Origin of the sequence: Sphingobium sp. KCTC 72723, from assembly GCF_014280435.1 — a bacterium.
Classification (GTDB): domain Bacteria; phylum Pseudomonadota; class Alphaproteobacteria; order Sphingomonadales; family Sphingomonadaceae; genus Sphingobium.
This window is the reverse complement of record NZ_CP060388.1, coordinates 1,506,305-1,533,261: the sequence shown is the minus strand read 5'-3', so window position 1 is coordinate 1,533,261 and position 26,957 is coordinate 1,506,305. Positions and strand designations below refer to the sequence as shown.

Sequence of the window (26,957 nt, the reverse complement as noted above, 5' to 3'; positions counted from 1 at the left end):
ACAAGTCTTACGTTTAATCGTCATGCTGAACTCGTTTCAGCATCCATTTCTCGTCACGAACGGCGGCTTTTGGGGCATGATGGATCCTGAAATAAATTCAGGATGACGTTGTAGGGATAACGAAAGGCCATATGCGATAACACTGGCCTTGCAGGGGAGGATTTCCCAATACAGTCATTCCGCGCCCCACACGCCCCATTGCGCTCCCCGCCCGGCACGCTATCTCTCCCCCATGTCCGGCCCCCAATCCCCCGATCGCTTCAACGAAGACAAAGCCAGCTTCACCGTCACCGGCAGCCAGCCGGACATCGACATGGGGGTGGAAGCGATCCGCACCACGCTTCAGACGCTGCCCATCCGGCCCGGCGTCTACCGGATGCACGACGCGCGCGGCGACGTTCTCTATGTGGGAAAGGCGCGCGCGCTCAAGAACCGCGTCGCCAATTACACGCAGGTCGACCGGCTCCCCCGCCGCCTGCAACGCATGGTCGCTCAGACGCGCAGCATGACCATCGTCACCACCAACAGCGAAGCCGAAGCGCTGCTGCTGGAAGCGCAACTGATCAAGCGCTATCGCCCGCCGTACAACGTCCTGCTGCGCGACGACAAAAGCTTCCCCTTCATCCTGTTGCGGGAAGATCACGCCTTCCCCCGCGTTCAGAAACATCGCGGCGCGCGCAAGGCGAAGGGGCGCTATTATGGTCCCTTCGCCAGCGCCGGATCGGTCACGCGCACCATCAATGCGCTGCAAAAACTCTTCCTGCTGCGCTCCTGCACCGACAGTTTCTTTGCCAACCGCTCGCGCCCCTGCCTGCTCTATCAAATCAAGCGCTGCTCGGCCCCCTGCGTCGACCGCATCGACCCGGACGGCTATGCCGAACTGGTCCGTGACGCGCAGGATTTCCTGGGTGGCAAGTCCACCGCCGTCCAGAAAAAGCTCGGCACCGCAATGGAACAGGCCGCTGAATCGCTCGATTTCGAACAGGCGGCGGTCATCCGCGACCGGCTGAAAGCGCTGACCTTCATTCAGGGTTCGCAGGCGATCAATGCCGAAGGATTGGGCGACGCCGACATTTTCGCACTGGCGGCGAAGAATGGCGCGATGTGCATCCAGGCCTTCTTCATTCGCGGCGGGCAGAATTGGGGCCATCGTAGCTTCTTCCCGGTCCACACCGCCGACGTGGCGGAGGATGAGGTGCTGGCCAGCTTCATGGCGCAATTTTACGAGGAAGTGCCGCCCCCGCGCCTGATCCTGTCCGACCGCGCGCCCGCCGAATGTGAGCTGATGACGCAGGCATTGAGCGAACGGATCGGCGCAAAGGTGCGGATCGAAATTCCCCAGCGCGGCGACCGCACCCGCCTCATCAAGCAGGCGCAGCGCAACGCTGTCGAAGCGCTCGACCGCCGCCTCGCCGAAACCACCAGCCAGGGCAAGATCATCGACGAAATGGTCGAAGCCTTCGGGCTGGATGGTGCGCCCGACCGCATCGAAATCTACGACAACAGCCATATTCAGGGCGCCCATGCGCTCGGTGCCATGGTCGTCGCCGGGCCGGAGGGGTTTCGCAAGAACGCCTATCGCAAGTTCAACATGAAGAACCCCGAAATCTCGAACGATGATTTCGCGATGATGCGCGACATGTTCGAACGCCGCTTCGGTCGCGCACAGAAAGAAGACCCCGATCGCGACAGCGGCGAATGGCCCGACCTCGTCCTGATCGACGGCGGCAAGGGCCAGCTATCGGCCGCCCGCACTATGCTGGAGGAAATGGGCATAGAGGACGTCACGATGATCGGCGTGGCCAAGGGGCCAAATCATGGCCGGGAGGGCCGCGAGATATTCCACCTGATGGATGGCCGCGAAATCACCTTCCCGCTCAACCACCCAGTCCTTTTCTACCTCCAGCGCCTCCGCGACGAAGCCCACCGCTTCGCCATCGGCGCGCACCGTGCCAAACGCAGCAAGGCCATCACCGTGTCGTCGCTGGACGAAGTCCCCGGCATCGGCCCCGCGCGCAAGAAAGCGCTGCTCATGCACTTCGGCACCGCCCGCGCGGTCCGCGACGCCGCTCTGGAAGATATCGCCAAGGCGCCCGGCGTATCCACCGCCGTCGCGCAACAAGTCTATGATTATTTCCACGGTTAAGTCGTTGCACCAGAGAAACATGCAATATGGATCAAAGCTAATTTCCTCTTAAGTTTTTCCTGACAGCTTCCCTTTCAGACATATTGCTCGATGAAAGGAGCAGCGTCGGTGGTGAAAGGGACTTATCTGATTGCGTCCGCGCAATTGCTCGGCGCATTCTGCCTGCTTGGTATCTTGACGGTCCTGCCGCCTGCGCGCGGGACGATGCTGCTGCAACCTTTCGGTCCCCATCGGCACCATGGCGTCGCGGCAATGGCGATCGCCGCCGGTGCCTTCCCGGTCGGACGGTCCGCCAATGGCGCGCTCATCGTGCGCGGCGACCGCCGCCGACTGGCGGCTGCACTGCTGCCTCACGCCATCATCCCGCTCGCTGCGCCCGAACGATTTTGCGGCCCCATGGAGAAAGCATAGGCATGATCCCGACCGATCCCCTGCGGGCGATCCGCCTGTCCGGCGCGCGCATGTTGATGTGCCTGTTCTGGCTGAACGTCCCCGCGCTGTTCCTTGTCGCGACGCTGGCCGGATCGCCCGACGCGCTGCTGGCGGCGCTGGCCGCTGCCGCATTGGCGCTGTTGCCGACGATTGCGGTCCTGCGCCATGACGTCGGCGGCCCCGCGCGCATGGCGATGGCGGTCACGACCATGACTTTCCCCGCGCTCTATGTGTTCCTGCTGCGCGATCATCCGTGGCAGATGGACATGCACATGACCTTCTTCGCCGCGCTGGCGATGCTGACGGCCCTGCTGGATCGGCGCGCGCTGCTCGCTGCGGCGGGCGTCACGGCGGTGCATCACCTCATTCTCAACTATGTCCATCCCGCCTGGGTCTTTTCCAGCCCCACCGACCTGCCGCGCGTGCTGCTCCATGCGCTGGTCGTGGTGTTGCAGACGGCGATGCTGCTCTGGATCGTCGATCGCCTGGACCAGATGATCCGCGCGCAGGCTGCCGAAAAATCCCGCAGCGACGCGCTGCGCATCGTGGCGGACGATGCCAAGGCGCGGGCCGAAGCGGCGCTTGCCGAACTGGAAAAGGCGCAAATCGCCGCCGACCGTCAGCGCATGGTGGAAGAATCCGCGCGCCGGGCAGAGGAAGCGGCCGACCGCCGCCGCCTCGTCGCCGACGCGCTGGAGGCACGGCTTGGCGCCGTCGTCGGTGATCTTGGCCAATTGTCCCGCCAATTGTCGACCAGCAAACAATGGCTGTTCGACCTGCTCGATCGCACCACCGCCCGCTCCGCCGACCTGCGCGCCGCCCATGCCAGGGCGGAAGGCGACGTGCGCGCCGTGGCGCAGGACACCGAACGGCTCGCCGTCTCGATCAATCAGGTCGGCAGCAGCGCGGGTCGCACCCGTCAAAGCGCGCATCAGGGGGCAGTAGCGACGCGCGCGCTCACGCCCGAAGTGACGGCGCTCGCCACCACCGTCGATGCGGCCAGCACCATCGTCGCGCTGATTTCCGAAATCGCGGCGCAAAGCCGCACCCTGTCGTTCAACGCGGGCATCGAAGCGGCCCGCACCCATGGCGACGCGCGCGGCTTTGCGGTGGTCGCGTCCGAAATGAAAAGCCTGGCGACCCAGACAGCTCAGGCCACGCGCCAGATCGACCAATATCTGGAGGACATCCGCCTTGCCGCGCGCAGCGTGTCGGGCGCGATCGACGTTGCCGCGCGCTCCGCTGAAACCATGGACAGCTCCGCCACCGCCATTGCCGAAGAAGTCGCGGACCAGATTCGCGCAACCAGCGAAATCGCCGCCGCGACCGAGGAAATGGCCCGCCACATCGCCAATGCGGCGGCCCAGGCCGAAGCGTTGAGCGGCGCACTGGTGGAGGCGCAGGGCGCAATGGACCAGACCGACTCCGCCGCCAGCCCGCTGTCCAGCCGGTCGGAAGAATTGCAGGAAACGGTCCGCACCGTCCTGCGCGAACTGCGCGCCGCCTGACGGTGGCGGCCCGGCGAAAGGCCCGCTAAGACGGCGGCGTGCCATCGCTCACCACGCCCGCCCTTGTCTGCTCGCTGCGCGCCCATGGCGAACATGGCGCGATCGCGCGGCTGCTCACCCCCGACCACGGCCTGATCGCGGGCTATGTGCGCGGCGGCCGGTCGCGGGCGATGCGTCCCGTGCTGCTGGCGGGCAATGCCGTCATGGCGGACTTTCGCGCCCGGACGGAGGATCAACTGGCCGGGCTGAGCGTCGAACTGTCTCATAGCCGCGCGCCGCTCCACGCCGAGCCTTTACCCGCCGCCGCCATCGAATGGAGCTGCGCCCTGACCGCCGCGACGCTACCCGAAGGCACGCCCTATCCCGCGCTCTATTCCGCGCTCGACGGCGTGCTGGGCGCAGTGGAGGCCGCGCCTGCCGCACGCGGATGGGCCGCCGCACTGGTGCGCTATGAACTGCTGCTGCTCGCCGAACTCGGCTTTGGCCTGGATCTCAGCCGCTGCGCCGCGCTGGGCGATGCCGACGATCTCGCCTTCGTCAGCCCCCGCAGCGCCGCCGCCGTCAGCCGCGCCGGGGCGCTCGGCTATGAAAGCCTGCTCCTGCCGCTTCCGCCCTTCCTGCTCCATGGCGGCAGCGGCGATTGGGCGCAGGTGATCGACGGTCTGCGCCTCACCGGCTTCTTCCTCGAACGCTCGCTCCTCACCGACTGGCGCGCCGACATATTGGCCGCACGCGAAAGGCTGGTCGACCGGCTGAAAAGGGCGGTTGCCTGACAGCGCCCGCTTCCATAAGGGGCGGCAAGCAGTTTCCAAGGAGTATCTTCATGTTGATCGCCCTGTTCCCCGGAGATGGCATTGGTCCCGAAATCGTCGATCAGGCGAAGCGGGTGCTGGATGCGCTGGCGATTGACGGCCTGACCTATGAACATGGCCTTGTCGGCGGCGCAGCCTATAAGGCGGTCGGCCATCCGCTGCCCCCCGAAACGCTGGACATTGCAAAGCGCGCCGACGCCATATTGTTCGGCGCAGTGGGCGATCCCGATTGCGACTCGCTCGAACGCCATCTGCGCCCGGAACAGGCGATCCTTGGCCTGCGCAAGGAACTGGGTCTTTTCTCCAACCTGCGCCCGGCCAAGGTTTTCCCCGAACTGGCGGGCGAATCCGCATTGAAGCCCGAAGTCGCCGGCGCGATCGACCTGCTGATCGTGCGCGAAACCAATGGCGACGTCTATTTCGGCGAAAAAGGCTTCCGCACCACCACCGACGGCCTGCGCGAAGGCTATGACATCATGTCCTACAACGAAGCCGAAGTGCGCCGCATCGCCCATGCCGGGTTTCAGGCCGCCCGCGCCCGGCGCGGCAAGCTCTGCTCGGTGGACAAGGCCAATGTGCTGGAAACCAGCCAGTTGTGGCGCGACGTGGTGATCGAAGTCTCGGCCGAATACCCGGACGTGGCGCTCAGCCATATGTATGTGGACAATGCCGCGATGCAGCTGGTCCGCAACCCCGGCCAGTTCGACGTCATCGTCACTGGCAACCTGTTCGGCGACATATTGTCGGATCAGGCCAGCATGTGCGTCGGCTCCATCGGTATGCTGGCGTCCGCGACGCTCAACGGCAGCGGGCAGGGGCTGTATGAACCCATCCACGGTTCCGCCCCCGACATCACCGGCACGGGCAAGGCCAATCCGTTGGCCACCATCCTGTCCGCCGCAATGATGCTGCGCTATTCGCTTAACCTGTCCGAACAGGCCGACCGGATCGAGGCCGCCGTGGCAAAGGCACTGGCGAACGGCGCACGCTCGCCCGACCTTGGCGGCACGATGAACACGGTGGAAATGGGCGACGCGGTCCTCGCCGCACTCTGATTGATACGCCCGTGTTCCCGCGAAGGCGGGAACCCAGTCCCGCCCTCACGGGAACACGCCACGCAATCTTGAGCGGTCCAGTTCCGCCGCATCGGTCCTGTCGCCGCCCGCCCCGCTTCGATAGGGGCGGGCGATGACAGATTTCCCGCTTGCCTCGCTCCGTTCCGCCGCCGCCATGGTCCATGCGCAGGTGCCGCCGACGCCGCAATTCGCCTGGCCCTTGCTCGCGCGCCGCACCGGCTGCGACGTCTGGGTGAAGCATGAAAATCACACGCCCACCGGCGCGTTCAAGGTGCGCGGCGCGATCATCTATATCGACTGGCTGCGCCGCACTCACCCGCATGTCACGGGCATCATCACCGCCACGCGCGGCAATCATGGTCAGGCGCAGGTCCGCGCTGCCACCGCCGCCGGGCTTCGGGCCACCATTGTCGTCCCCCACGGCAATGCGCTGGAAAAGAACGCCGCCATGCGCGCATTCGGCGCGACCCTGATCGAACATGGCCATGATTTCGACAGCGCAAAGGCGCACGCGCTGCACCTGTCGGCGGAACAGGGGCTGTTCATGGTCCCGGCCTATCATGACGAACTGGTGCGCGGTGTCGCCAGCTACGGCCTTGAACTGTTCGACGCGGTGCCGGGCCTCGACACTGTCTACGTTCCCGTCGGCTGCGGCTCCGGCCTGTGCGGCACCATTGCCGCGCGCGACGCGCTGGGCCTGAAAACGAAGGTCGTCGGCGTCGTGTCCGCGCATGTCGACGCGGCCAAGCGATCGTTCGAGGCGGGGCAGCTCCTTGCCTCTCCCACCGCCTACACCTTTGCCGATGGCGTGGCCGTCTGCACCCCGGTGCAGGCCGCGCTCGACTATTTCGGCCCCCGCGCCGACCGTTTCGTTTCCGTCACGGATGATGAAGTCGCCGCCGCGATTCGCCATTATTGGCAGGACACCCACAATCTGGCCGAAGGGGCAGGGGCCGTCGCGCTCGCTGCCCTTTGCCAGGAAAAAGACGCGATGGCGGGCAAGAAGGTTGCGGTTATCCTGTCGGGCGGTAATGGCGATATGAGCCAGATGGCGGAAATATTGGGCGGCGCAACGCCGCGCGTGACAATGGACATGCGGAAAACGATATGAAGCGGAAAAGCGGTCAGAACCCGGACATCACCAAAAACTGGAAGCCTGCGACGCTGGCGATCCGGGGTGGCACCGCGCGCAGCGAATATGGCGAAACCTCCGAAGCCCTGTTCCTGACCAGCGGCTACAGCTACGACCGGGCGGAGGATGCCGCCGCGCGCTTCGCGGGCGATCAGCAGGGCATGACCTATTCCCGGCTTCAAAACCCGACCGTGGAGATGCTGGAACAGCGTATCGCCTTGCTGGAGGGCGCGGAAGCGTGCCGCGCCACTGCAACCGGCATGGCTGCCATGACCGCCGCTCTGTTGTGCCAATTGTCGGCGGGCGATCATGTCGTCGCGGCCAAGGCAGCCTTTGGTTCCTGCCGCTGGCTCACCGACACGTTGCTGCCCAAATTCGGCATCGAAACGACCACTATCGACGCCCGCGAAACCGGCGCATGGGAAGCGGCGATTCAGCCCAATACCAAAGTATTCTTCTTCGAAACACCTGCGAACCCCACCATGGATGTGGTTGATATTGCAGCCGTTTGTAAGATCGCCAAGGCGCATGGCATCACCACTGTCGTCGACAATGCTTTCGCCTCCCCCGCGCTTCAGCGGCCCATGGAATTTGGCGCGGACGTCGTCGCCTACAGCGCGACCAAGATGATGGACGGGCAGGGCCGTGTCCTCGCCGGCGCCATTTGCGGCACCCGCGACTGGATCGACAATGTCCTGCTGCCCTTTCACCGCAACACCGGGCCGACCCTGTCGCCCTTCAATGCCTGGGTGGTGTTGAAGGGGCTGGAAACGCTCGACCTGCGCATCCGCCGCCAGAGCGAAAATGCGCTCAAGGTTGCTGCCTTCCTCGAAACCCGCGTCGCCAAAGTCCTCTATCCGGGCCTTGAAAGCCATCCCCAGCACGCCCTTGCCATGAGCCAGATGGACATGGCCGGGCCGATCTTCTCGCTCTATGTCGGCGGCCGCAGGGCGGAGGCGCATGGCTTGCTCAACGGCCTGCAATTGGTCGACATCAGCAACAATATCGGCGACTCGCGCTCGCTGATGACGCATCCTGCCTCCACCACCCATTTCGGCATGGCCGAAGCGGCGCGGCTGGAAGTCGGCATCACAGAGGATATGCTGCGCCTGAACGTCGGGCTGGAGGATGCCGACGACGTGATCGCCGACCTCGATCAGGCGTTGAGCGCGATAGGGCGTTGACGGGAGGCACCGGCCAAGCGCATCACTTGCGGTCATGAACGCCCTGTTTCCCTTCCACGCCGCGACACGCGACATCATTGTCCATGTCGCTGTCTCTTTCCTGCCCGAACAGTCGGAGCCGGACCGGGGGCGCTGGTTCTGGGCCTATCATATTCGTATTGAAAATCAGGGCGATCAGCCGGTGCAACTGCTCACCCGTCACTGGATCATCACCGACGGTCGCGGCGGCGAACATCGCGTCGATGGTGACGGCGTGGTCGGCGAACAGCCGGTGGTGCAACCGGGCAAAAGCTATGATTATGTGTCGGGCTGCCCGCTCAACACGCCGACCGGCTCGATGAAGGGCAGCTACCAGATGATCGGTGCCGCCGGAGAAATATTCGACGTGGCCATTCCCCATTTCGCCCTCATCGCCCCGGCAGTCGCCGAATGAAGCGCACCCATTTGCCGCTCAACGGCCTGCGCGTGCTGGACGCGGCGGCCCGGCACCTGTCCTTCACTCGCGCAGCCGACGAACTGGCCGTCACCCCCGCTGCGGTGGGGCAACAGATTCGCGCGCTCGAAGATATGCTGGGCGTCGTCCTGTTTCGCCGCACGCCCAAGGGGCTGGAACTCACCCCCGAAACCGAAGGCGGGCTGGACGCCCTGCGCGCGGGCTTTCTGGAATTTGAGGAGGCCGTCCGCGCGATGCAGGCGGGCCAGTCCAGCAGCGCGCTCACCATCGCCGCGCCGCGCGACATCACCGCCAAATGGCTGCAACCGCGCCTCGCCGCTTATGCCGCTGGCAAGCCGGACCTGAAATTCTCGCTGGTGTCGGCTGACGACATGCTCGACTTCACCGAAGCCAATCTCGACCTTGCCCTGCGTCTTGGCGACGGGGCAGGGGAGCATGAAGGGCTGAAACTGGGGGAGGCCGCCTTCGTCACTGTCGAAGCGGCCGATGGCGGCCCGGACCAGCGGATCGAATGGCCCGGTTGCCCCGGTGGCGATCAGCCTGCGGTGATTCGTGTCGCCGATGGCGGGCTGGCGATCGAAGCGGCTGCCAATGGCTTTGGCCGGGCCAGCGTGCCGCTGCTGCTGGCGCAGGCCGACCTTGCGTCGGGCCGCGTGCGTCAGGTGGGCGATACCACCCCCACGACTCTGTCCTACTGGCTCATCGCCCCGTTGCCGCAATGGCGCCAGAAAAAGGTCAAGGCGCTGGTCGAAGCGCTCATCGGCTAATCAGCCGACCTCATCGGGCCGCAACCGCCGCAATTTCGGCGCCGTCTCCATCTGCGCCGCATCCTTGATGCCCACGCGCAGATCCTCGCGCATCTGATGGATCGACGCGATCACCGGACCCATCGCCACGCCCAGGTCGACCAGCGCCGTCTCCGCCAGTTGCAGCGAGCTTTCCAGCGTTTCCGGCACGGCGTCGCTCGCCCCCGCCTTGTAAAGCTGCGCGGCATGATCGGTATCGCGCGCCCGCGCGATGATCGGCAAATCCGGCACCCATCCGCGCACCCGCTTCGTCAACCGCACCGACAGAACCGGATCGTCCATCGTCAGGATCAGCGCGCGGGCATGGCCCAGCCGCAGTTTGTCCAGCATCTCCACGCGCGCCACATCCCCGAACAGGATCGGATAGCCATTGCGCCGCGCCTCCGCGACGACATCGGCATCGGATTCGACGACGATGAAACGCTGCTTGTGCGTCGTCAGCAGGTCGCACACCATTCGCCCGACCCGGCCAAAGCCGATCACGACGGCCGCTGCCTGCGTCTGCTCCTGCTTGGGTTCGGGCAATTCATCGCCGCTTCCCATTTCCAGCCGCCGGGCGACATCATGGCCCACCCGCGCCAGCAACGGCGTGATGGTCAGGCCGATGGCAGTCACGATCTGCCAGAAGGCAGCGGTCGATGGCAGGATCAACTGCGCCGCCGCCGCCGTGGACAGCACGATCAGCGTCGTTTCGGACGGGCTGGACATCAGCACCCCGACCTCCAGCGCCACCCCCTTGCGCGCCCCGGAAAAATAGAGCAGCCCCGCCGTCACCAGCGTCTTGGCCAGCACCACGCCCATCACTGCCGTCAACAGGCTGGGCCAGTTGGCCAGGATGACGCGAATGTCCAGGCTCATCCCCACGGTGATCAGGAACACGCCCAGCGCCAGCCCCTTGAACGGCGCGGTCATCACCTCGACTTCGCCATGATAATCCGTCTCGGCGATCATCAACCCCGCCAGCAGCGCGCCGACGATGGGGGAAAGCCCCGCGATTGACGTCGCCAGGCTGGAAACGATGACGACCAGCAGGCTGGCGGCCAGAAAGACTTCGGGGCTTTTAGTCCGCGCCGCCTGGCTGAAAATATGCGGCAGGAACACCCGCCCCAGCACCAGCATCACGCCGATGGTAATGCCACCGCGCAACAATGTGCTGGCCATTTCGCCCCATGCCCCATCGGGACTGGCCGCTACGGAGGGCGCCAGCGCACCCAGCATGAAGATGATCGGCACCAGCGCCAGATCCTCGAACAGCAGCATCGAAAAAGCCGCTCTGCCCACGGTGCTTTGCGTGCCGACCATCGGCAGCACGACGGCAGTGGACGACAGCGCCAGCGCCAGGCCCAGGCCCACGGCACCCGCCGAAGGTTGCCCCAGCAGATAGAGGCCCAGCGCAATCAACGCTCCGCTGCCCAGCAATTCGGCCGCGCCCATGCCGAACACCTGCGTCCGCATCGTCCACAACCGCTTGAAACTCAGTTCCAGACCGATCGAAAACAACAGCAATATGACGCCCAGTTCGGCAAATGGCTCGATCGCTTCCCTGTTGGAAATGGTGACATGATATAGCCAGGGATATTGCCCCACCAGCGCACCAAGGCCCGCCGGACCCACTGCCAGCCCGACCAGAATGAACCCGATCACCGGGCTGATGCGAAACCTTGCGAAACCGGGAATAACCAGCCCCGCTGCGCCAAGGATAACGAGGGAGTCGCTGAAACTATTGGGATTGATCGCACCGGCCATGCCCGCATCATTGCGGCAACGCAGCGAAATATCCAGTCATTTGGTAGAAAGGCGTGGTGGGTCGGTTTGCTGCGCGATTTCCGGGCAACTGCCCAACTGCGGCACCGTCCGGCTATGCCTGCCAATTCAAAAAAGAAAGGCTCGCCCCCTTTCGGAAGCGAGCCTTGCCATATCCTGTTGATCCGACGAGATCAGACCAGCGGCACGTCACCGACGAACAGGGAAATATTGTCCATGGCGATGTGCTGACCTGGGTGGGAGATCGTCAATTCGTCGATCCCCGACCAGTCGACATCGACGAAGGTGGCCGCAATATTGTTAATTGCAACGTCCAGGCTGTAAAGCACAGCGCCGTCCTGCTTGCCTTCCAGATGCACGGTCTGAGCGCTGTCCCACGCGGAGGTAAGGTACATGCTGTCGAAATCGAAATCGGCACCATCGGTCTGCTTGATGACGATGGGACTACGCGCGAACCATCCAAGGGCGACATTCTCGCCAGGATTTACCGAGCCTGCTGCATAGCCCGAAGTTGGATAAAGCCCTTCATCCACAACATATACCGGATCGCTGGGACCGGTGAGGCTAAAGCCGTGATAATCCGCGGGCAAAGGTGCGGTAGCGGTAGCTTCGGTATTGCTCGACAAGTCAAAATCTTCAAAATCGAGCAAAACCTGCGTCTTGGTCGAAGAATCAGTTACGCCGTCGATGGTGACGGTCAGAATGCCGACATCGGTATGGCCCTGGCCGTCCGAAATCTTGTAATATTCCAGCTTTTCGGTGACGGTTTCGCCCGCGTCCAGACCGGCCTTGACCGTGGCATTCAGGTCATAGGTGAAGCTGCCGTCAGCCTTGAAGTGGAAAACGCCAAATTCGCCGGCTACATCCGTAACCTGACCGGCAATCTTGGCCCCAACGCCCGTGCCTTCGACGGAACGCAGATAAAGCACGCCCGTTTCCCCGGCGATGTCATTGGTCAGCACGTTGCCGCCAATCACGTCATTTTCGGCGAAGCTGAAATTGTCGTCAACGGCGACCGGCTTTACGGTGACGCCCTTGATGTCCATGCTGAACGTGGCGACATCCGTGTTGCCGCTGCCGTCGGAAATCTTGTAGCTCAGATTTTCGGTCAGCGTCATGCCGGCAAAGAAGCCAGCCTTTGATGCTGCGCTCAGCTCATAGGTGAACGAACCGTCCGCCTTGACGAAGAAAGTGCCATAATCGCCCGCAATTGCTGTGGTCTGCCCGGCGGTCTTGGCGCCGACACTGATGTTGTCGAAGAAACGCAAGAATTTATTGCCGTTCGCCCCGGCGGTATCGTTGACGAGCAGATTGGCGCCAATCGCCTCATTCTCGAAAAAAGTCAGATAGTCATCGCCTGCAACAGGCTTAACGCTAACAGCCATGAATAGTTCCCCAAGTCATGCGTCCCGACAATTCGTCTGTAGACTTCGATGTGGAGTGTCAACGCGGTTAATCATGAGTTAACATTTGAGAGCAGGACTATTTCGATTTGAAGCATTTTTGCCGAATAGCACATGGATTTGTGCTAGTGGCTATTGTCTGCATCTGTAAAATCTGTCTGATTTATAATATCGAATATTGATTTATATTAAGGCGCATGGAAATGGGCCTTTTAGTGCGCTGAGTCGCCGGCAGGCAGGTGCAGGGATGGCGGGCGGGTTGGTTCAGTAATGGCCATCGGCCGCGCACAATCTTCGCGCAGGGCTTGAACCATCCAGCGAGCGTCCAAAAGACCTGCGATGCGCTTATGTCGGGAAATACCGTTATGGATGCTGGTGAGGAATATAAGCGAGTTTTCGAACCCGTCAGGGTTCGCAAGGTCGAACGGCCGCCCGATTTAATGCGAGGACAGCCAAGCGGGCGGATGCCTGCGCTGGCGCTTGAGACTTAAAAAAATGGTGCGGACGGCGGGACTTGAACCCGCATTTCCAGGGGAAGGCGGATTTTAAGGCCGCATTTTACCCTATTTTTTCAACGACTGTTCCGTCAGGTTCTCCGTTTGTTGCCGTATTCAATATCAATCGGTTAGGTGAATTGTCGGAATGGAACATGTCCGCTGCGCCACGTCCGCTGCACCCCTCACAATCGGGAAGATGCCGCAATATTCATCGGCTGGATATCCAGCCGGGATCATCCGTTTGGGCTTCTGATGCGGCTGGGGCAGGATGGGCTTCGACCCGTCAAATGTGAAGCGTGCTACTGCACCAAAGGTGTCGGCATTGACGAAGATCGCGCGGGTCACTGCCAGCTGCCCCGCGACCATGCCTGCCGCTACCGGGCTCACATAGCCGATCTGCACGCCCCGCTCTGAATAGACGCCAACGGCAGGCTGGCCGCCTATGTTCGCACGCTCGCGGCGAAGGCTCAGCCTATCCCCTGGTCGGCACACTGTGATCTCCGCCTGGCGGGCGGCGCCTCGCTGCGGAAAGTCTGTGCCGACAATAGCGAGAGATGTGGCTTCGAAGAACATTTATAGAACTTAGGGGGACGGCAGGTCGGTTGCAACGACCGAATATCGCGTGCGCCGTCTCCGCGCTGCCCGTGGATCCGAAAAGCCGTGAGAGAATCACGAAAATCAGGTAGTTTCAGCGGAACCACACCGGAGGCTCTGCCGTGCCGACTGACTGGGAACTGTGGGCCTGCGCCCAGAAGCTGATCAAGCAGCATCAGGCGAAGGCCCCGCTGCAAGTCGCCATTCGCATTGCCGAGCTTGCCACAGATGGCGATGCGGACGGGGTAAGGACATGGCAGGCCGTTGGCGAGCGGGTCGATCAGCTGATGGACTATCGGGTGGGGCGGCCGCTCAGCAAGCATTGAGGGGAAGCGGACATGGCAACGGACGAGGATATTGAAGCAGAGCTGGCAATGCTATCAGACGCGCAGGTGCTGGCGATCTGGCTCAGTGCGCCGGACCATGAGCATCCTACGCGACGGGAAGAAATAGCCATTGGTGAGTGCGAGCGGCGGGGGATTGATTTCTGATCACCCATTCCTGCCCGATAGCCCGAACGCCACTTGACCGAATCATCTACCGACGCGACCCTACGCCCAATTGCGGGGGCATCCGATGTTTTTGACTATAGTGCACATCGAGAACGATCAGTTCATCGGGAGTGAAAGATTTGTCGGGAGATTATCCGAAGCCAAGGAATTGGCAGAGGGTATGATAGCCTCCAGCCCCGATTGCCGTGTTGAAATACTCGATCATCATGGTGCTAAGCTTTGGCCGTCGTCTTCCTACTCTCTAAGTGTTCGACCGGGCGATGGATGATTTGCGGCGGGCGGCGCGGTCAATTATACCGCCGCCTTCAACTGCAACCTGATCCCGTTGAGCGCTGCCGTCGTGCTCGCAGCCCTACCAGCGGATTGTTCACCGATCGCCCCGTTCCAGAACGCAGCCAGCGGCCAGCGTTCTTTGCAGTGGGGCATCAGGCAGCGCAAGGCCAGACGAACCTCTGTGGTCCCGACCTTCTCCCGAGATGACCGCTTGTCCGCCGCCTCCAGGATCTGGAGCGACAGGTCGATAATGATGCGTTGATGCTTGTCCACGCGGGGAACGTAGCGCGAACAGGTGGTGAGTCGCTAGGGGTGGGGCGTCAACCAAATGTTAACCATGTCGCGGCATATGGTGGACAACCTGATCCAACAATCAGGTCTGCCCCGGAGTCGCCACCCCCCCCCCGCGCGACTCCGGGGTTGCCGTCTGGCGCACTTGACGGCCGACCGCATCCACGATTTATTATTTACGATCCCGGCGGCGTATTCGTGTGCGAAGGTTCCCTTGGCGGCGTCGGGGTCACCTATTTGAGCGTCGCTGCGCGCCGCTGCTGTCCTAAAACAGGACGCCTGACAAGGTAAATCACCACTCCTCTGATTCGTGCTGTTCGAGAATCTCCGCGCTTAAATTACAAGAAAACACGACTCGGAAACCGAGCAGCTGGTCGCGGCAACTTGTACGGGGAATGTTTGCATGGCGCTCAACTGGATTTCGGACGAGGTTTCCTTCACTCAAGCGAAGGCATTAACGACACGTTTTGGCGGTGTGATCGTCAACGAGGACATCGCGGACTATACGTTCGCCCAAGAATTCCCGAGCCAGTTCAACCCCTATGGCCCGTTCTGGACCGGGATCGAGCGCACAAGCAATGGGTGGGTCAACGGGTCTGGCGCGTCGATAGCCAAGCCGGAATTCGCAATGAGCGGCGGCGATCCTGACCCAACCGCAAATGGCCCCTATGCGGCACGCAATCCGTTCTATGGAGACCCTGGCTATCTGCTATCTGCTGATGCGTCGGATGCCTACTCCTTCATCTTCACCTATGCAGGATCAGGTGCGGGGACCGAGTTTAACGACGGCTTTGTTTTCGGCGTGGGCGCAGTCGGCGTCACCACCCGGCTAGGAGCGGGCAATGACTTTGTGGGTGGATCAGCGCTAGGCATGATCGACGCCGGCTCCGGTAACGACGTGCTGCTACTTGATGACCAGAACGAAGCTCCGCTGACCCTGATCGATGGTGCCGGTCGGGACGTCATCAGTTCAGTTTATGGCATCATCAAGCCCACGCTCGACGGTGAAGACGATTTCGAGTTCTCAACGGTCCATGGCCGCGTTTCCTATGAGAACGCTAAGCAGGGTATCACGGGCGGCGCTGGTAGTCTTTATTCTGCCGAGATCGGTCATGACGAGTTGGTATGGACGCCGCAGCTAAATCTCGGGTCCGGCGACGACAATGTTTATGGCTACTCCATCCTTGTCGGAGGCGCTGGCAATGATACCCTGACGGCCTACAAGCGAGCTGAAGGCGGTAAGGGCAATGACACACTGATTGCCGATTCATTCGAGCGGGTGGCCTTAAGCGGTGGCGAGGGCAACGACACGCTGGTGTTGCGCACGATCGCCGAAGCAACGGGCGGGTCAGGCGCGGATAAGTTCGTCTTTGAGGCGGTAGCCAAGACGACGATTACGGACCTTGGTGCAGGCGACAAGATCGACCTGTCGGCCATTCTCGAAACCGACGCGGCGCACGCCTTTAGCGAGGGCTTCCTAAACGTCACACAGCGTGGCGGATACACCTATGGTCTGATCGACATCGATGGTGGCGGCGATAGTTATGTGGATCTGTTTTCCGTGAAGGGAAATTTTGCCACCACCATTTCTGATTACTTGGTGTTTTAATAACGGCTTGATCAAACCCTTACCGCTTTGCCCAGCACCGTACCAGGCGAACCTGTTAAAGCCGCGCCCGTATCACTAAACGTCAGCGTCGAGGCGTCTGCCGGCCATGCGGTGGCGTAAGACAGCGTCGCAATCAATCGACCGAGTGCACTGGATGAGCCCACCCCGTTGCTATCGGCGACGATGTTGCCCGATGCGTGGAGCGCCATGGCGTTACGGATCGATGCGCCGCTAGACACGAGCGCGACCCAATAGCCCTGGCGCGCGGAGACTTTGGGATCGAACTGCGTAGCCAGGGCAAAATCCTTTGTCCCCGCCACACCCATATCTGCGCCCGTGTTAAAACCCTCGACCAGTGTTTTCGGCATGCGACCGGCATCATCTGCGAGGTAAAGCGCCATCTTTGCAGTTACCCCGGCAACCGCCGTTTTCACAGTCGCTGCGATCGCCGAGAGCGGGCAGTCGGCGGTGAAATAGTGAAAATATGCGGTATCGACCACGTCAGTTGTTCCCGCCGCATCATTCGAGAAACCGGTTCGATGCGGCGGGACGTAATGGCCGGCCGTTCGGACGATTTGTGGCTCAAGGACGCTTGGCGCAACACCGCTGACGATTAACGCCAAAAATTCCGCCTTCGTCAGATATTTCCACGCTCCGGCGCTGATGTCGAACCACGCAAATTTGTCGCCATCAACGGGGACCGCGTCATTGGTGGAGAGCATTTCGACTGTTAAAAATCTATCTTCCATTCCAATTACCCCATGAAGCCGTAGGATTGCAGAAAGTCGATCGAGCCATATGGCACCGATGGAGCAGCAAGATTGCCGGGGAACGCCGCGCCACCTTCGACGCGGACCTGCCATTTATAGCCGGTGTCCACCCCCTCGCTGGACAGTATCTTATCCCCGCCCGTGACAAGATTGGCGGTCCAGTTGTTCGCCGTCGAGCCGTTGTAAGTCACCAAATCGGTGTCTGCCGCATAGGCGGTGATGTCGTTCCACCACTCGTTGTTGGCGACTGACCAGCGCGCGCCATCGACGGTGCCGACCGTTGACAGGTTCCAGAAGTTGATGACCCGCTTTGACGAGGTGCGCGGGTCGCAACGGCGGAAGCGGTTGCTGTTGACCCCAGGACCGTATTGATTGGCCGTGACCCGGATCAGGCCGCTTTCATTGCCCGCCGTCTGATCGACGCCACCCTTCGCGTTCACCCAGCCGTCGAACAGGTTATGGTCGACATAGACCGGGCGCTTGTTTTCGTCAGACTTGATCCAGCAGCAGCCGTCAGGGCCGTCAATCAGCGTGTTCGCGCGGAAAATATGATCTTCGCAATCGACGCCACCAGCCGACGCAATGCCCGCGACGGTGCCGTTGTATGTTCCTGGCCCAAGTTGAACAGTGCCAGCGGAACACGCAGAGAACGTGAGCTAGTAAGTATCTGATATTGCTGGGCGTGGATTTGGTGGCAAAACCGGGTGTGCTAACAACATTTTGCCTGTGACTGGCGGCTTGGTTTATTTTTACGGGTGCAGGCAGTAACAACCTGCCTATGTATGTCGTCGAACGAGTCGCGCGCGGGCACCGCTATCTGTACCTGGTCGAGAGCGTGCGCGAGGGCAAAGCCGTCCGCCAGCGCACGATCAAGGCTCTGGGCCGTAAGGATGTGCTGGCCGCCAGTGGCGAACTCGACAGGCTGGCCGCCTCGATCGCACGTCACGCGGGACGCAGTGTCATTCTGTCTGACATTGATGCAGGCCGGATCGCAGCCCGCCGGATAGGCGGTCCGCTGCTGTTCGGGCGCCTGTGGCAGCGGTTTGGCATCGATGCTGTAATGGAAGAGGTGCTGGAAGGCCGCCAGTTCGGCTTTGCCGTGGAGCGCGCCGTGTTTGTCGCCACACTGCACCGCCTGTTTGTCTCCGGCTCGGACCGAGCCTGCCTGGACTGGATGGAGAGCTACGCCATCGACGGCAGCGAGGATCTTGCCCTTCATCACTTCTATCGCGCCATGGCCTGGCTCGGCGAGGAGATCGAGGAGAAGACAGAAGGCGCATTGGCACCTCGCTGTGTGAAGGACGTGATCGAGGAGAAGCTGTTCGATCGCCGGCGGGACCTGTTCACTGATCTCAGCCTGGTGTTCATGGATACGACGTCGCTCTCGTTCTACGGTGCAGGCGGCGACACGCTGGGTCGGCGTGGTCATTCCAAGGACCACCGGCCCGAGCTTGCCCAGATGATCCTGGCCGTGGTGATCGACGCCGAGGGGCGTCCGATCTGCACCGAGATGGTCCCGGGCAACACGGCCGACGTGAAGGTGCTCATGCCCATCGTCACGCGCCTGCGTACCCGCTTTGGGATAACCCGCTCGTGCGTCGTGGCCGACCGCGGCATGATCAGTGCCGGTACGATCGCCGCCCTTGAAGAGCTGGGGATGGAATACATCCTGGGTGCGCGAGAGCGCACCAGCAACGTCATCCGCGATGTCGTGCTTGCCGACACTGCTCCGATGGTGCCCCTGGTCCTCGAGCGACAGGCAGGAGACACCCAGCTGTGGGTCAAGGAAGTGCGCGTTGGCAAAGGCGCAGATGCCCAGCGCTACGTCGTCACGCTCAACGAAGCTGAGGCAAGGAAGGACAAGGCCGACCGGCAAGCGATCATCGATGGCCTCCAAACCCAGCTGAAGAAGGGCGACAAGGCCCTGGTCGGTAACTCAGCCTATCGCCGCTATCTCAAGGCCAGCGGCAAGACCTTCGAGATCGACATGGGAAAGCTTGCCGACGAGGCGCGCTACGACGGCATCAGCGTGCTGCGCACCAATGCCCGGATCACCCCGCTGCAGGCCGTCATCCGCTACCGTGACCTGCTTCAGGTCGAGGCCCTGTTCCGGGTTGCCAAGGCGAGCTTCGATACCCGTCCCATCTTCCATCAGTCCGATGCCGCTATCCGCGGCCATGTGTTTGTCTCGTTCCTGGCCCTGACGCTGGCCAAGGAACTGACCCGCTTGTGTCAGGAAAAGGGCTTGCAGCCCGAATGGCAGCCGCTCCTCAACGATCTCGATCGCCTTCAGGAAGCCACCATCGAAAAGGACGGCAAGGTCATTACCACCCGCACCCACGTTTCGGGCCAGGTGGGGAATGTCTTCAAGGCAACCGGCATCGCGCTGCCGGCCAATATCAGCGAACTGCCGCCGCGAACCTGAGCCTCTGCAAGCTCAACCAAACCCAAAAATGTAGTGGTAACACTCGCGCCGGTGCGTGCATGTCATTGAACAAAAATGCCTTTTCCAAAAGCACTGTTCAAGTTGGGCCTGGGTTCTTGCACAACATGGCCCCCGCTTCGCTGCCATTTTGTGTTGAAGTATTGGCGACATAGGCTGCACCAAAGTCGCTAAAATAGTTACCGATGCAGGTTATCCCGCGCGGCTTGCCGTACAAGACATTGCAGTCATCGCCGCCGCCAGTGCCGATCAGGTGGACAACCTTGTTATAGGCGAATCGACCGATTTTCCCGTTAGCCGTCACCTGCCAGTTGTTGCGAATGTCGGCCAGAACAGCGCAGTTCACAGTGTCGCTGTTGTTGGTGCTTTCGACATTGAGAACCTCATTGTTCTCGATCAGCATGATATTGCCGCCTTGGGCTCCGTGATAGCGCATCTTCACAGACGTATCGGTGCCGAGATAAAGCAGCGTATTGCGACAGGTGAGCGACGAACCTGATGGCAGCGTGCTAGTCGCGCGGCCGATGGCCAACGCCCGCGATGGCATACAGTCGCGCCAGTAGTTATTTGCGGCCCGTATCCCTTCCCAGCGCGTGACAAGGCCGGACAACAGGTTCCATGTGCCGGGGCATTCGTTGGCGTGGATATCGACAATGCCGAGTTCCAGAACGTCGAGGACGCTGCAATAGCCCTGGTCGCAGTCGGTGAAGGCGCAATGATCTATCGAAACTTTTGGCGTCCTGTTGTTGGTCGCCACGGTCCCTGCACCCGTCTTCGTTACGTTGATTTCGTCAAAGACGCGAACCGTGCTGTCCACGGTGGACAGGCGCACAGTGCCGTCAGCCTTGAGCGACGCGGTGAAACCGTGGGTCGCGCTTCCAGCATTGATCGCATCGCGAACCTGACTGTGAGTGGTGCAGGCTTGGCCAGCGAATATATTGACCGTCTCGCACGTCGCATACCAGTCCGCGTCAAGAAACTTCTCGCCGGACGTGGTGCCTGCCGTGTCGATCGCGGGTATTTGGCGAACGCCATTCAGCGCGGAAATCGACACCGAACCCGTTATCGCAATCGTCCCGATCTGGCGAACCGGGAAAAGCTGGCCGTTGCCGGTGATACCGCGCGTGCTTCCGGAGTTTACTGCGACATAGGTCGGCTCCGTTCCCGTGTGGTAGGGCGCGCTATCCAACGCTCCGCTCTTAACCAGAGCCACGGTGGGATAGGTGACGCCGAGAATGTTCGGCCAGTTGACGAAGTTGATGCCCCGGATGACAACATCCTCGCTATGGACGAATAAAGTGCAGGACTTTGAATGGCCGGTAGTTCGACCGGTGTAATTCAGCTTTGGCATGGACGCGCCAGCGCCATACAGCCCGCGCTTGAGGTAGCGCGCTCCACCGAAAGATGAGAAAGTGAGATCGGTCTGAATCGCCCCGGCCTTGTCGGCAGCATTGCAGGCGTCGATCCATGCGCCGAACGATGCAAAGGCACCGCCAGCATTGCCCGTCTCATATTCGATAGCGTCAGCCGGGATGGAGCCATTGCTCTTGCCCGCCGCGATGCTCGCGGGCCACGTCCATGCCGGGACATAGGCGGGCTTGCGAGCAAGGCCGATATCCCAACCGCCCGCGCTGCGGACGATGGAGAAAGGGCCAAGCGCGGCGGATGGCGAGCCGCTGGGATCGGACACGGTGATTGTCAGCCCGGTCGTTGTCCCTGCGCTGGCGGACGTGCCGCTGATCGTTCCCGTGGCGGTGCTGAACGTCATGCCTGTCGGGACAGTGCCGGTCAGAGCGAAAGTGCGTGTGCCACTGCCGCCCGTGACGGTTGGCGTGAAGCTGTAGGGCACGTTAATCTGTGCAACCGGGGACGCGCCTGAAATCGCTAGCGCATTGACTGCGATCTTTGCATTGGAGGATGCGACGCCTACCGCGCCGCCCGCATTGGTGGCGACGACACGCGAGCGGATGGACTTACCTAGGTCACCGCTGACCTGCACATAGGTGGAAGCCGTTGCGCCCGCGATGGGAGCGCCGTCCCGCTGCCATTCGTAAGCATAGCTCGTCGGCGAATTGCTGAAAGTGCCGGTGGTCGTGGTCAGTGTGGCGCCAACCGTGTTGGTGCCTGAGACAACTGGCGCGACGGTGCTAACCGGAGGCGCGACAGTGGCGGCTATCACAGCGGCAGTAGGCGCAGAATTTGCTACAAAGGCAGCGCCAGTTTGTGCGCTGATCGCTGTTTCGACATAGGAAATAGTGGCACCGATATCAGCACTATCCTGGATATAAGTCAGGCCAATCCGCGCCGTTGCCGTCCCGCCGCGAAACCAGACGCCGGAAACGCTGGCCGGGCTATTGGCCCAAACGCCGGGGGTCGCGGTAAGGGTGAAGCCCTCCTGCGCCGTTCCCGATATCGTAGGCAGAGAGGTATTGGACGGTTCCGGGATGACGGCCACAGGCCCGCCCATAGCCGCCAGAAACCTGTTGAAGTCAGCCGCCGTGGGGTTGGCTGTCAACGGCGTTACACTCGCCAGGCGCGCTGCGATCGCGTCATCAATCTCCTGTTGCGATGGGCCGGTCGCGATCGCGCCAACGGCTACTTGCAGCATGTCCACGGTGGCCGCCCCGATGCGGGCCAATTCGGTTTTGTCGAGTGGAATAAGCGTCGTCATGAGAATGCCTCCGTATAGGGCGACCCGCTTTGGGCGGTGTAGATAGCGCCGGTTTCGTTCGTGAAATAGGTGTTGCTGTCAGGGGCTATCAGGTACACGCCATCGGAGCCGCGCAGGCGCGCGCCATCAGAACCAGTGACCCAGACGGAGCCTACCGGAGGCACAGGTATTCCGCCCCCGCCCGCACTCAGCACGCCCAGGGAGCCTAGAGAGAGGGCGCCAAGATCACCAAGGCACCCGAACATCAGACGGCATCCTTGATGGCGACCTTCTCGCCCACCGCCGTCACCGCAAAGGATCGGGGCTGGTTGGCGAGAACGAGATGGCCGGCGTCAGCGGCGGCAAGAGGATCGGAGCCGAACTTGACCCAGACATCGCCCTTGGCGGCAATCGTCCAGAACCGAGCCTTCAGCAGCACCGGACCGTCGGCGACGATCGACGACTGCGCGCTGGCACCGCCGCTCTGCATCGTGTCCGCCGCGCCCTCGACGCTGTCGGGGATCGGCATGGTCGCGCCGGTGTCGGCCCGCGCCTGCACATTGGATAGGGTGATATGGACAAGAGGCATGGTCAGAAACCTTTCGGATTGATGGGGCAGATGCGATCCAGAGCGCGGAGGGCGAGCGTTGCGGCGGCGCGCGCCTGGTCGGCGTTGGCGCACGAAACCGGCACCGAGCTGCAACCAGACAGAAGCACCACCGAGATGATTATCAGCCAAAGCCCCAGCGAGATCGGGATGCTGACAAGGATGTCCTTCATGGTTCTTCCTCCAACGGTGTCTGGGGCGGCAGCTTGGCGATCAGCTGCTGGTTGACCGCCTCGCTGTTATCGCGCGCCTTGAAGGTGCCGATAACGCCGATCAGGCCGGTCACCGCCGCGCCGATGAAGCCCAGCGCCGCGACGATCTGCGCCAGATGGGTGTCCGGTTCGATCGCGACACAGATGACGGCCGCGACGATCGACATCACGACGATCGCGGACAGGGTCGCCAGATAGGCGATCACGTTGTGCTTGTTGCTCATGCTTCAGGCCTCCTGTTCCAATCGGGCAGCTCGACCGTCTGACCGGCCAGATCATGCGTGCAATCGGAGAGAAACTGAATCCGGCCATCGACCACGAAGCTGTGACACACAGCTGGCGGAGCATTCTTGCCGTCGCCGCGATCCTGACCAGCGTCTGCGCCGTTATATGTGATCAGGACGGAAGGGGAGAGAGTTGGCCGGTCAAGGCTGCCATTCCACTGCCAAGGGGACGGACCGGTCACACTGCAAACATGATGGCTGTCGCAGCCGGGGCAGTGGAATGCCAAGCGATCCTGCGCCGACTTCATCAGCGCGGCGCGCTCGCCCATTAAATATTCGGGGCGGCTCATGCCTCATTCCTCGACACCGGGGCGCCGTTGACGGCCAGCTTCACCGGTCCGCCAATTACCGGCCAGCCCTTGGGCCAGCGCCGGGCCACGCACCGCGACTTGGCGATGCGCATGATGTTGACCGCGTCGCCCTGGTTGCCGCCCAGCACATGATAGTGGGTGGCATCCTCGCCGACATAGAAGGCGACATGACCGCCGCCCGCCCGTTCGAACACAAGGATCGCACCGGAGGCGAGGCGATCGGCGGCGAGTGCGCTACCCCAGGTGGCCCAGGCTTTTGCGCGCACCGCTATGGGCGGGGGCGTGATGCCCGACGCCTGCATAGCGTGGGCGCAGAACAGGCCGCACCATGGAATGCTGTCGGCATTATAGATCATGCCCAGCGCCTTGGTGCCCAGCTTCTTTGCCCAGCCAAGGATCGATGCATTGTTAGCGCTGCCGGCCGCTTCGTGCGTGCCAATGAGCGCCCGCGCAGCCATCAGCCACGCAGGGTCGGTCGAACCCATGTCATTCTCCTATGAAAAAGGGCGCTCGAAAGCGCCCTGTGGTCGATCAATCTGTTGTCGTGCGCGTCACTCGGCCGCGCGGGTCGCCTCATCCAGACGCCGCAGACTATCCGCCATATCCGGTGGCAGAACTGCGTCCCCGATCAGCAGCGGAAAATCTTCCGCCAGGATCTTCTGCGCCTGCATCAACGCCATTGAGTGCGGGTTGCGCTGAAGCAGTTCGGCGGCGACCATGTGAAAGGCCATCCGCCATTTATTGACCGCCTTGCCCATCTCAGTGACCTGAGTTTCGAATGCGGTCATGCGCTGTTCTATCTTGGCCGCGAGCAGCTTTTCCTTTTCCTCCAGCTCATCATGCCATTTATCCAGCTTGGCAGAGCGAGTCAGCGCGCGCGCATCGCGCCAGTTGACCACCCATGCCAGGCCCTTTCCAACCGCGTAGAGCAACGCGACAATTCCGGCGAATATGCCTCCAGCCTCCCCGGCCGCCGATCCCGCGTCCGGCATGGGGTCAGGCAGCAGCCTGCGCGTCAACAATCGCCTGCACCCGCGTCACTTCACGGTCGAAATGGTCGGTCGCCTGGCGGATGATGGTGGAGATGTTGGGACAAGTCGTTTCGTTCATAGAAATGGTCCTTTGTTGATTGACTGGAAGATATTTCAGGCTGCCGTTTCCAGGGCCGCAATCCGCGCGTCCTGCCGCGCAATCTCCCGACGCTGCCAGGCCGCCTCCATCGCCGCGCATTCGTCGGGCCGGATGCTCCAAAGGTCGCCAGCCTCGCGGGTGACGATCATCTCGCCGGTGGCGACCTGCACCTCCTCCGGCTCTTCGTCATAGGTCCAGGTGACGATCGGATGGCCATTCCCGTCGAGCAGCCCGCCCGCGCTGACCGTCGCGCGGGGGGTGTGTTTGATGCGCGTTTCGGTCACATATTCAGGCTCGGTGCGCGCATCCCAACTATCATGGCAGAGTAGCCCGATGGTCGTGGCGTCCAGGTTGCGTGCGGCAAAGGCGTCGCGAATTTCCTGCGCGACATATCCGACATGCCAGCGGGCCGCCGCGCCTTTTTCTTCCACTGCCGCATTGAACCTGAAGCGGACATGACGAACGTCGCCCCACGCATCCAGCCAGTCATCCGGGACCGCATCGACCTGCTGCTTGGTGCGCGCATCGGACGTATTGATAGCGCCGGTGGCCGCATAGACGACGCGCACCCGCAGCGATCCCGCGCCGATGTCGGTCACGTTATCCAGATAGGGTCGGTAGTGTCCGTCAAAAGACCAAAGCCAGCGCGGATCAAGCTGCCCGGAGCCTGTCGAACCGCGCGTACACAGCATCAAGTCACCTGTGCTGTTCGCGGTGGCGTCGGTCAGCGATCCCTTTAACGCCGCAAAAGACTGCGCCTCGTTCGATCCGAATGCAATGGCCCCGCCAGATCCAGGCAGGCCGCCTGCATCGCGAATGTAGACGACGGCCCCACGCTGGCCATCCTGAAGAGTGTTGCCGGGGACGCCAATTCCCGTAATCGTCAAGTTGTGGGACGCGGTTCCGCCGATTCCCAAATTACCTTCTTTGGTGAGTCGAGCGCGCTCAGTCAGTGCGCCATCGATCGTCGCAGCTCTCAGTGCAAAAATGAGGTCTCCGGCAGTATTGTTGTCACCTTCGCGGACAAATCCCTTGATGGCGGCGAACGGTTTCGCTGTCCCGAATGACGTGCCAAAAAGCACCGCGCCGCCAGCGCCGGTGCCGTTTCCGACTGCGCGAAGATATATGCTTGCTTTATGATCCCCTGCATCAGTGAGGTTAGCGCTGACTTGGTCCATTCCATGAATCATCAAAGCACTATTGCCATCGTTTACTGCGCCGATGCCAACACCTGCATTGCTCACCACTAGGCGATCTACGCCGCTCGTGACCAGCGCCATCGCGTTATCAGAATAGCGCCGCAATCCGGTGTCCTGGTCAGTTGCGAAGCGGATGCCCGGCGCAGACTGAAAGCCATCTCCGATCAAACCCGCACCGATTCCGTCACGCACGCCAGCGAAGGACGCGATCAACTGGCCCGCTGCTTCGGCTAAATCCTTCATCAGCGATTGCGTCGGGATGATCGAATAGATCTGGCCCGCGCCGGATCCGCCGTAAAATACGGTGCGCAGCATCAACTGCGTTGCGGAGACGACCTGCTCAATTTCATATGTGCGGTTATCCGGGCCGATGAAGCCCTGGCCCGCCAGCACGTTGCTAACAAAGTCGGTGCCGCTGCCCGTAACGAGCTTCTGGCCGTTCGTTACGGTAACGGTGCCTGCTGAATACCATGACATTATACATGTCCTTCAATTGAGTCGTTTTGGGAGAAGTCTATGACTGAGGAAGGGCGCGCGCTGATGGTCAGGCTCCAGGAGGCGATGCTCGCGCATCGCCACATCCTCGCGACGCTTGTTGCTGAGGTGGCGCTGCTGACGCCGGACCCGGATGGATTTCTTTTGCGCCTGAAGAATGATGACGAGGATCTCGCCATCGCTTCACTTGCCGACCCAAAAATATCACAAGGGATGAACCGGCAAGTTTTTGAAGGACGCGATCGAGAATTGCAGGACGTGTTCGAGCAATCACGTTTGATGCTGAAATTGAAAAAGTTGCTCCGCGCGTAGCGGACGCACTTATGACGCTCTCCACAATATGATCGACCAACTTTTGCCTA

28 protein-coding genes and 1 pseudogene are annotated in these 26,957 nt (G+C 61.8%); 14 read left to right on the top strand and 15 right to left on the bottom strand.

The window, feature by feature from the left end:
• Positions 1-232: 232 nt before the first annotated feature.
• The 9 genes from uvrC to SPBM01_RS07730 all read left to right on the top strand — a co-directional run bounded on the left by uvrC (position 233) and on the right by SPBM01_RS07730 (position 9,511).
• Positions 233-2,146 carry an excinuclease ABC subunit UvrC gene (gene uvrC / locus SPBM01_RS07770; RefSeq protein WP_188064819.1) on the top strand — a complete coding sequence of 638 codons (1,914 nt, stop codon included), beginning with the start codon at positions 233-235 and terminating at the stop codon, positions 2,144-2,146.
• A gap of 111 nt (positions 2,147-2,257) precedes the next feature.
• Positions 2,258-2,557, top strand: coding sequence for a hypothetical protein (locus tag SPBM01_RS07765; RefSeq protein WP_262504357.1), 300 nt, complete (start codon positions 2,258-2,260; stop codon positions 2,555-2,557).
• Positions 2,558-2,559: 2 nt separating this feature from the next.
• Positions 2,560-4,086: a methyl-accepting chemotaxis protein gene (locus SPBM01_RS07760; protein WP_188064817.1), complete on the top strand. Its 1,527-nt coding sequence runs from the start codon at positions 2,560-2,562 to the stop codon at positions 4,084-4,086.
• Positions 4,087-4,124: 38 nt separating this feature from the next.
• Complete coding sequence (recO, locus tag SPBM01_RS07755; protein WP_188064815.1) at positions 4,125-4,859, top strand: DNA repair protein RecO; 735 nt, start codon at positions 4,125-4,127, stop codon at positions 4,857-4,859.
• Positions 4,860-4,909: 50 nt separating this feature from the next.
• A complete protein-coding gene (gene leuB, locus SPBM01_RS07750; RefSeq protein ID WP_188064813.1) occupies positions 4,910-5,953 on the top strand; it encodes a 3-isopropylmalate dehydrogenase in 1,044 nt (347 codons plus the stop codon).
• Positions 5,954-6,086: 133 nt separating this feature from the next.
• Positions 6,087-7,085 carry a threonine dehydratase gene (locus SPBM01_RS07745; RefSeq protein WP_188064811.1) on the top strand — a complete coding sequence of 333 codons (999 nt, stop codon included), beginning with the start codon at positions 6,087-6,089 and terminating at the stop codon, positions 7,083-7,085.
• The gene (locus tag SPBM01_RS07740) at positions 7,082-8,290 is read left to right on the top strand and encodes a trans-sulfuration enzyme family protein (protein ID WP_188064809.1); all 1,209 of its coding nucleotides are present in this window, start codon (positions 7,082-7,084) and stop codon (positions 8,288-8,290) included. The genes SPBM01_RS07745 and SPBM01_RS07740 overlap by 4 nt, the downstream gene beginning before the upstream one ends.
• Before the next feature lie 34 nt (positions 8,291-8,324).
• Entirely contained in the window at positions 8,325-8,723 is a 399-nt protein-coding gene (apaG, locus tag SPBM01_RS07735) for a Co2+/Mg2+ efflux protein ApaG (protein ID WP_188064806.1), read from the top strand.
• Positions 8,720-9,511 carry a LysR family transcriptional regulator gene (locus SPBM01_RS07730; RefSeq protein WP_188064804.1) on the top strand — a complete coding sequence of 264 codons (792 nt, stop codon included), beginning with the start codon at positions 8,720-8,722 and terminating at the stop codon, positions 9,509-9,511. The genes apaG and SPBM01_RS07730 overlap by 4 nt, the downstream gene beginning before the upstream one ends.
• Here SPBM01_RS07730 and SPBM01_RS07725 read toward each other — a convergent pair whose 3' ends face one another.
• The 4 genes and pseudogenes from SPBM01_RS07725 to SPBM01_RS22150 all read right to left on the bottom strand — a co-directional run.
• The gene (locus tag SPBM01_RS07725; protein ID WP_188064801.1) at positions 9,512-11,296 is read right to left on the bottom strand and encodes a cation:proton antiporter; all 1,785 of its coding nucleotides are present in this window, start codon (positions 11,294-11,296) and stop codon (positions 9,512-9,514) included.
• 191 nt (positions 11,297-11,487) lie between these two features.
• Positions 11,488-12,699, bottom strand: a complete 1,212-nt coding sequence (locus tag SPBM01_RS07720; protein WP_188064800.1) for an Ig-like domain-containing protein — start codon at positions 12,697-12,699, stop codon at positions 11,488-11,490.
• Positions 12,700-13,334: 635 nt separating this feature from the next.
• Entirely contained in the window at positions 13,335-13,616 is a 282-nt protein-coding gene (locus SPBM01_RS07715; RefSeq protein WP_188064798.1) for a hypothetical protein, read from the bottom strand.
• Positions 13,617-13,643: 27 nt separating this feature from the next.
• Positions 13,644-13,787: pseudogene (locus SPBM01_RS22150) on the bottom strand (hypothetical protein); the annotation flags it as partial.
• A 143-nt stretch (positions 13,788-13,930) separates the two neighbouring features.
• Between SPBM01_RS22150 and SPBM01_RS07710 the strand changes: the two are divergent.
• Complete coding sequence (locus SPBM01_RS07710) at positions 13,931-14,134, top strand: DUF6961 family protein (RefSeq protein ID WP_188064796.1); 204 nt, start codon at positions 13,931-13,933, stop codon at positions 14,132-14,134.
• A gap of 12 nt (positions 14,135-14,146) precedes the next feature.
• Complete coding sequence (locus SPBM01_RS07705) at positions 14,147-14,299, top strand: hypothetical protein (protein ID WP_188064794.1); 153 nt, start codon at positions 14,147-14,149, stop codon at positions 14,297-14,299.
• A gap of 312 nt (positions 14,300-14,611) precedes the next feature.
• Here SPBM01_RS07705 and SPBM01_RS07700 read toward each other — a convergent pair whose 3' ends face one another.
• Complete coding sequence (locus SPBM01_RS07700) at positions 14,612-14,866, bottom strand: hypothetical protein (RefSeq protein WP_188064792.1); 255 nt, start codon at positions 14,864-14,866, stop codon at positions 14,612-14,614.
• A gap of 421 nt (positions 14,867-15,287) precedes the next feature.
• Here SPBM01_RS07700 and SPBM01_RS07695 point away from each other — a divergent pair, with 421 nt between their 5' ends.
• A complete protein-coding gene (locus SPBM01_RS07695; protein WP_188064790.1) occupies positions 15,288-16,493 on the top strand; it encodes a type I secretion C-terminal target domain-containing protein in 1,206 nt (401 codons plus the stop codon).
• An 11-nt stretch (positions 16,494-16,504) separates the two neighbouring features.
• Here SPBM01_RS07695 and SPBM01_RS07690 read toward each other — a convergent pair whose 3' ends face one another.
• Complete coding sequence (locus SPBM01_RS07690; protein WP_188064788.1) at positions 16,505-17,242, bottom strand: hypothetical protein; 738 nt, start codon at positions 17,240-17,242, stop codon at positions 16,505-16,507.
• Positions 17,243-17,247: 5 nt separating this feature from the next.
• Positions 17,248-17,703 (bottom strand): hypothetical protein, encoded by a 456-nt coding sequence (locus SPBM01_RS07685; RefSeq protein WP_188064786.1) that lies wholly within the window; start codon positions 17,701-17,703, stop codon positions 17,248-17,250.
• A gap of 338 nt (positions 17,704-18,041) precedes the next feature.
• On the opposite strand from SPBM01_RS07685, the gene SPBM01_RS07680 reads away from it, so the two are divergent.
• Positions 18,042-19,688 carry an IS1634 family transposase gene (locus SPBM01_RS07680; RefSeq protein WP_188062844.1) on the top strand — a complete coding sequence of 549 codons (1,647 nt, stop codon included), beginning with the start codon at positions 18,042-18,044 and terminating at the stop codon, positions 19,686-19,688.
• Between the two features lie 97 nt (positions 19,689-19,785).
• Here the strand turns inward: SPBM01_RS07680 and SPBM01_RS07675 are convergent, their stop codons facing one another.
• From SPBM01_RS07675 to SPBM01_RS07640, 8 genes are all read right to left on the bottom strand, one after another.
• Complete coding sequence (locus tag SPBM01_RS07675) at positions 19,786-22,377, bottom strand: putative Ig domain-containing protein (RefSeq protein ID WP_188064784.1); 2,592 nt, start codon at positions 22,375-22,377, stop codon at positions 19,786-19,788.
• Between the two features lie 244 nt (positions 22,378-22,621).
• Positions 22,622-22,945, bottom strand: a complete 324-nt coding sequence (locus SPBM01_RS07670; RefSeq protein WP_188064782.1) for a hypothetical protein — start codon at positions 22,943-22,945, stop codon at positions 22,622-22,624.
• Between the two features lie 2 nt (positions 22,946-22,947).
• Positions 22,948-23,136, bottom strand: a complete 189-nt coding sequence (locus SPBM01_RS07665; RefSeq protein WP_188064780.1) for a hypothetical protein — start codon at positions 23,134-23,136, stop codon at positions 22,948-22,950.
• Positions 23,133-23,399: a hypothetical protein gene (locus tag SPBM01_RS07660; RefSeq protein WP_188064778.1), complete on the bottom strand. Its 267-nt coding sequence runs from the start codon at positions 23,397-23,399 to the stop codon at positions 23,133-23,135. The genes SPBM01_RS07665 and SPBM01_RS07660 overlap by 4 nt, the downstream gene beginning before the upstream one ends.
• Positions 23,396-23,749 carry a DUF6527 family protein gene (locus SPBM01_RS07655; RefSeq protein ID WP_262504356.1) on the bottom strand — a complete coding sequence of 118 codons (354 nt, stop codon included), beginning with the start codon at positions 23,747-23,749 and terminating at the stop codon, positions 23,396-23,398. The genes SPBM01_RS07660 and SPBM01_RS07655 overlap by 4 nt, the downstream gene beginning before the upstream one ends.
• Positions 23,746-24,255, bottom strand: coding sequence for a TIGR02594 family protein (locus tag SPBM01_RS07650; protein WP_188064776.1), 510 nt, complete (start codon positions 24,253-24,255; stop codon positions 23,746-23,748). The genes SPBM01_RS07655 and SPBM01_RS07650 overlap by 4 nt, the downstream gene beginning before the upstream one ends.
• Positions 24,256-24,321: 66 nt before the next feature.
• Positions 24,322-24,789, bottom strand: a complete 468-nt coding sequence (locus SPBM01_RS07645) for a hypothetical protein (protein ID WP_188064775.1) — start codon at positions 24,787-24,789, stop codon at positions 24,322-24,324.
• Positions 24,790-24,915: 126 nt separating this feature from the next.
• The gene (locus tag SPBM01_RS07640; protein ID WP_188064773.1) at positions 24,916-26,577 is read right to left on the bottom strand and encodes a tail fiber domain-containing protein; all 1,662 of its coding nucleotides are present in this window, start codon (positions 26,575-26,577) and stop codon (positions 24,916-24,918) included.
• A gap of 39 nt (positions 26,578-26,616) precedes the next feature.
• Here SPBM01_RS07640 and SPBM01_RS07635 point away from each other — a divergent pair, with 39 nt between their 5' ends.
• Positions 26,617-26,907, top strand: coding sequence for a hypothetical protein (locus SPBM01_RS07635; RefSeq protein ID WP_188064771.1), 291 nt, complete (start codon positions 26,617-26,619; stop codon positions 26,905-26,907).
• Positions 26,908-26,957 lie beyond the last annotated feature (50 nt).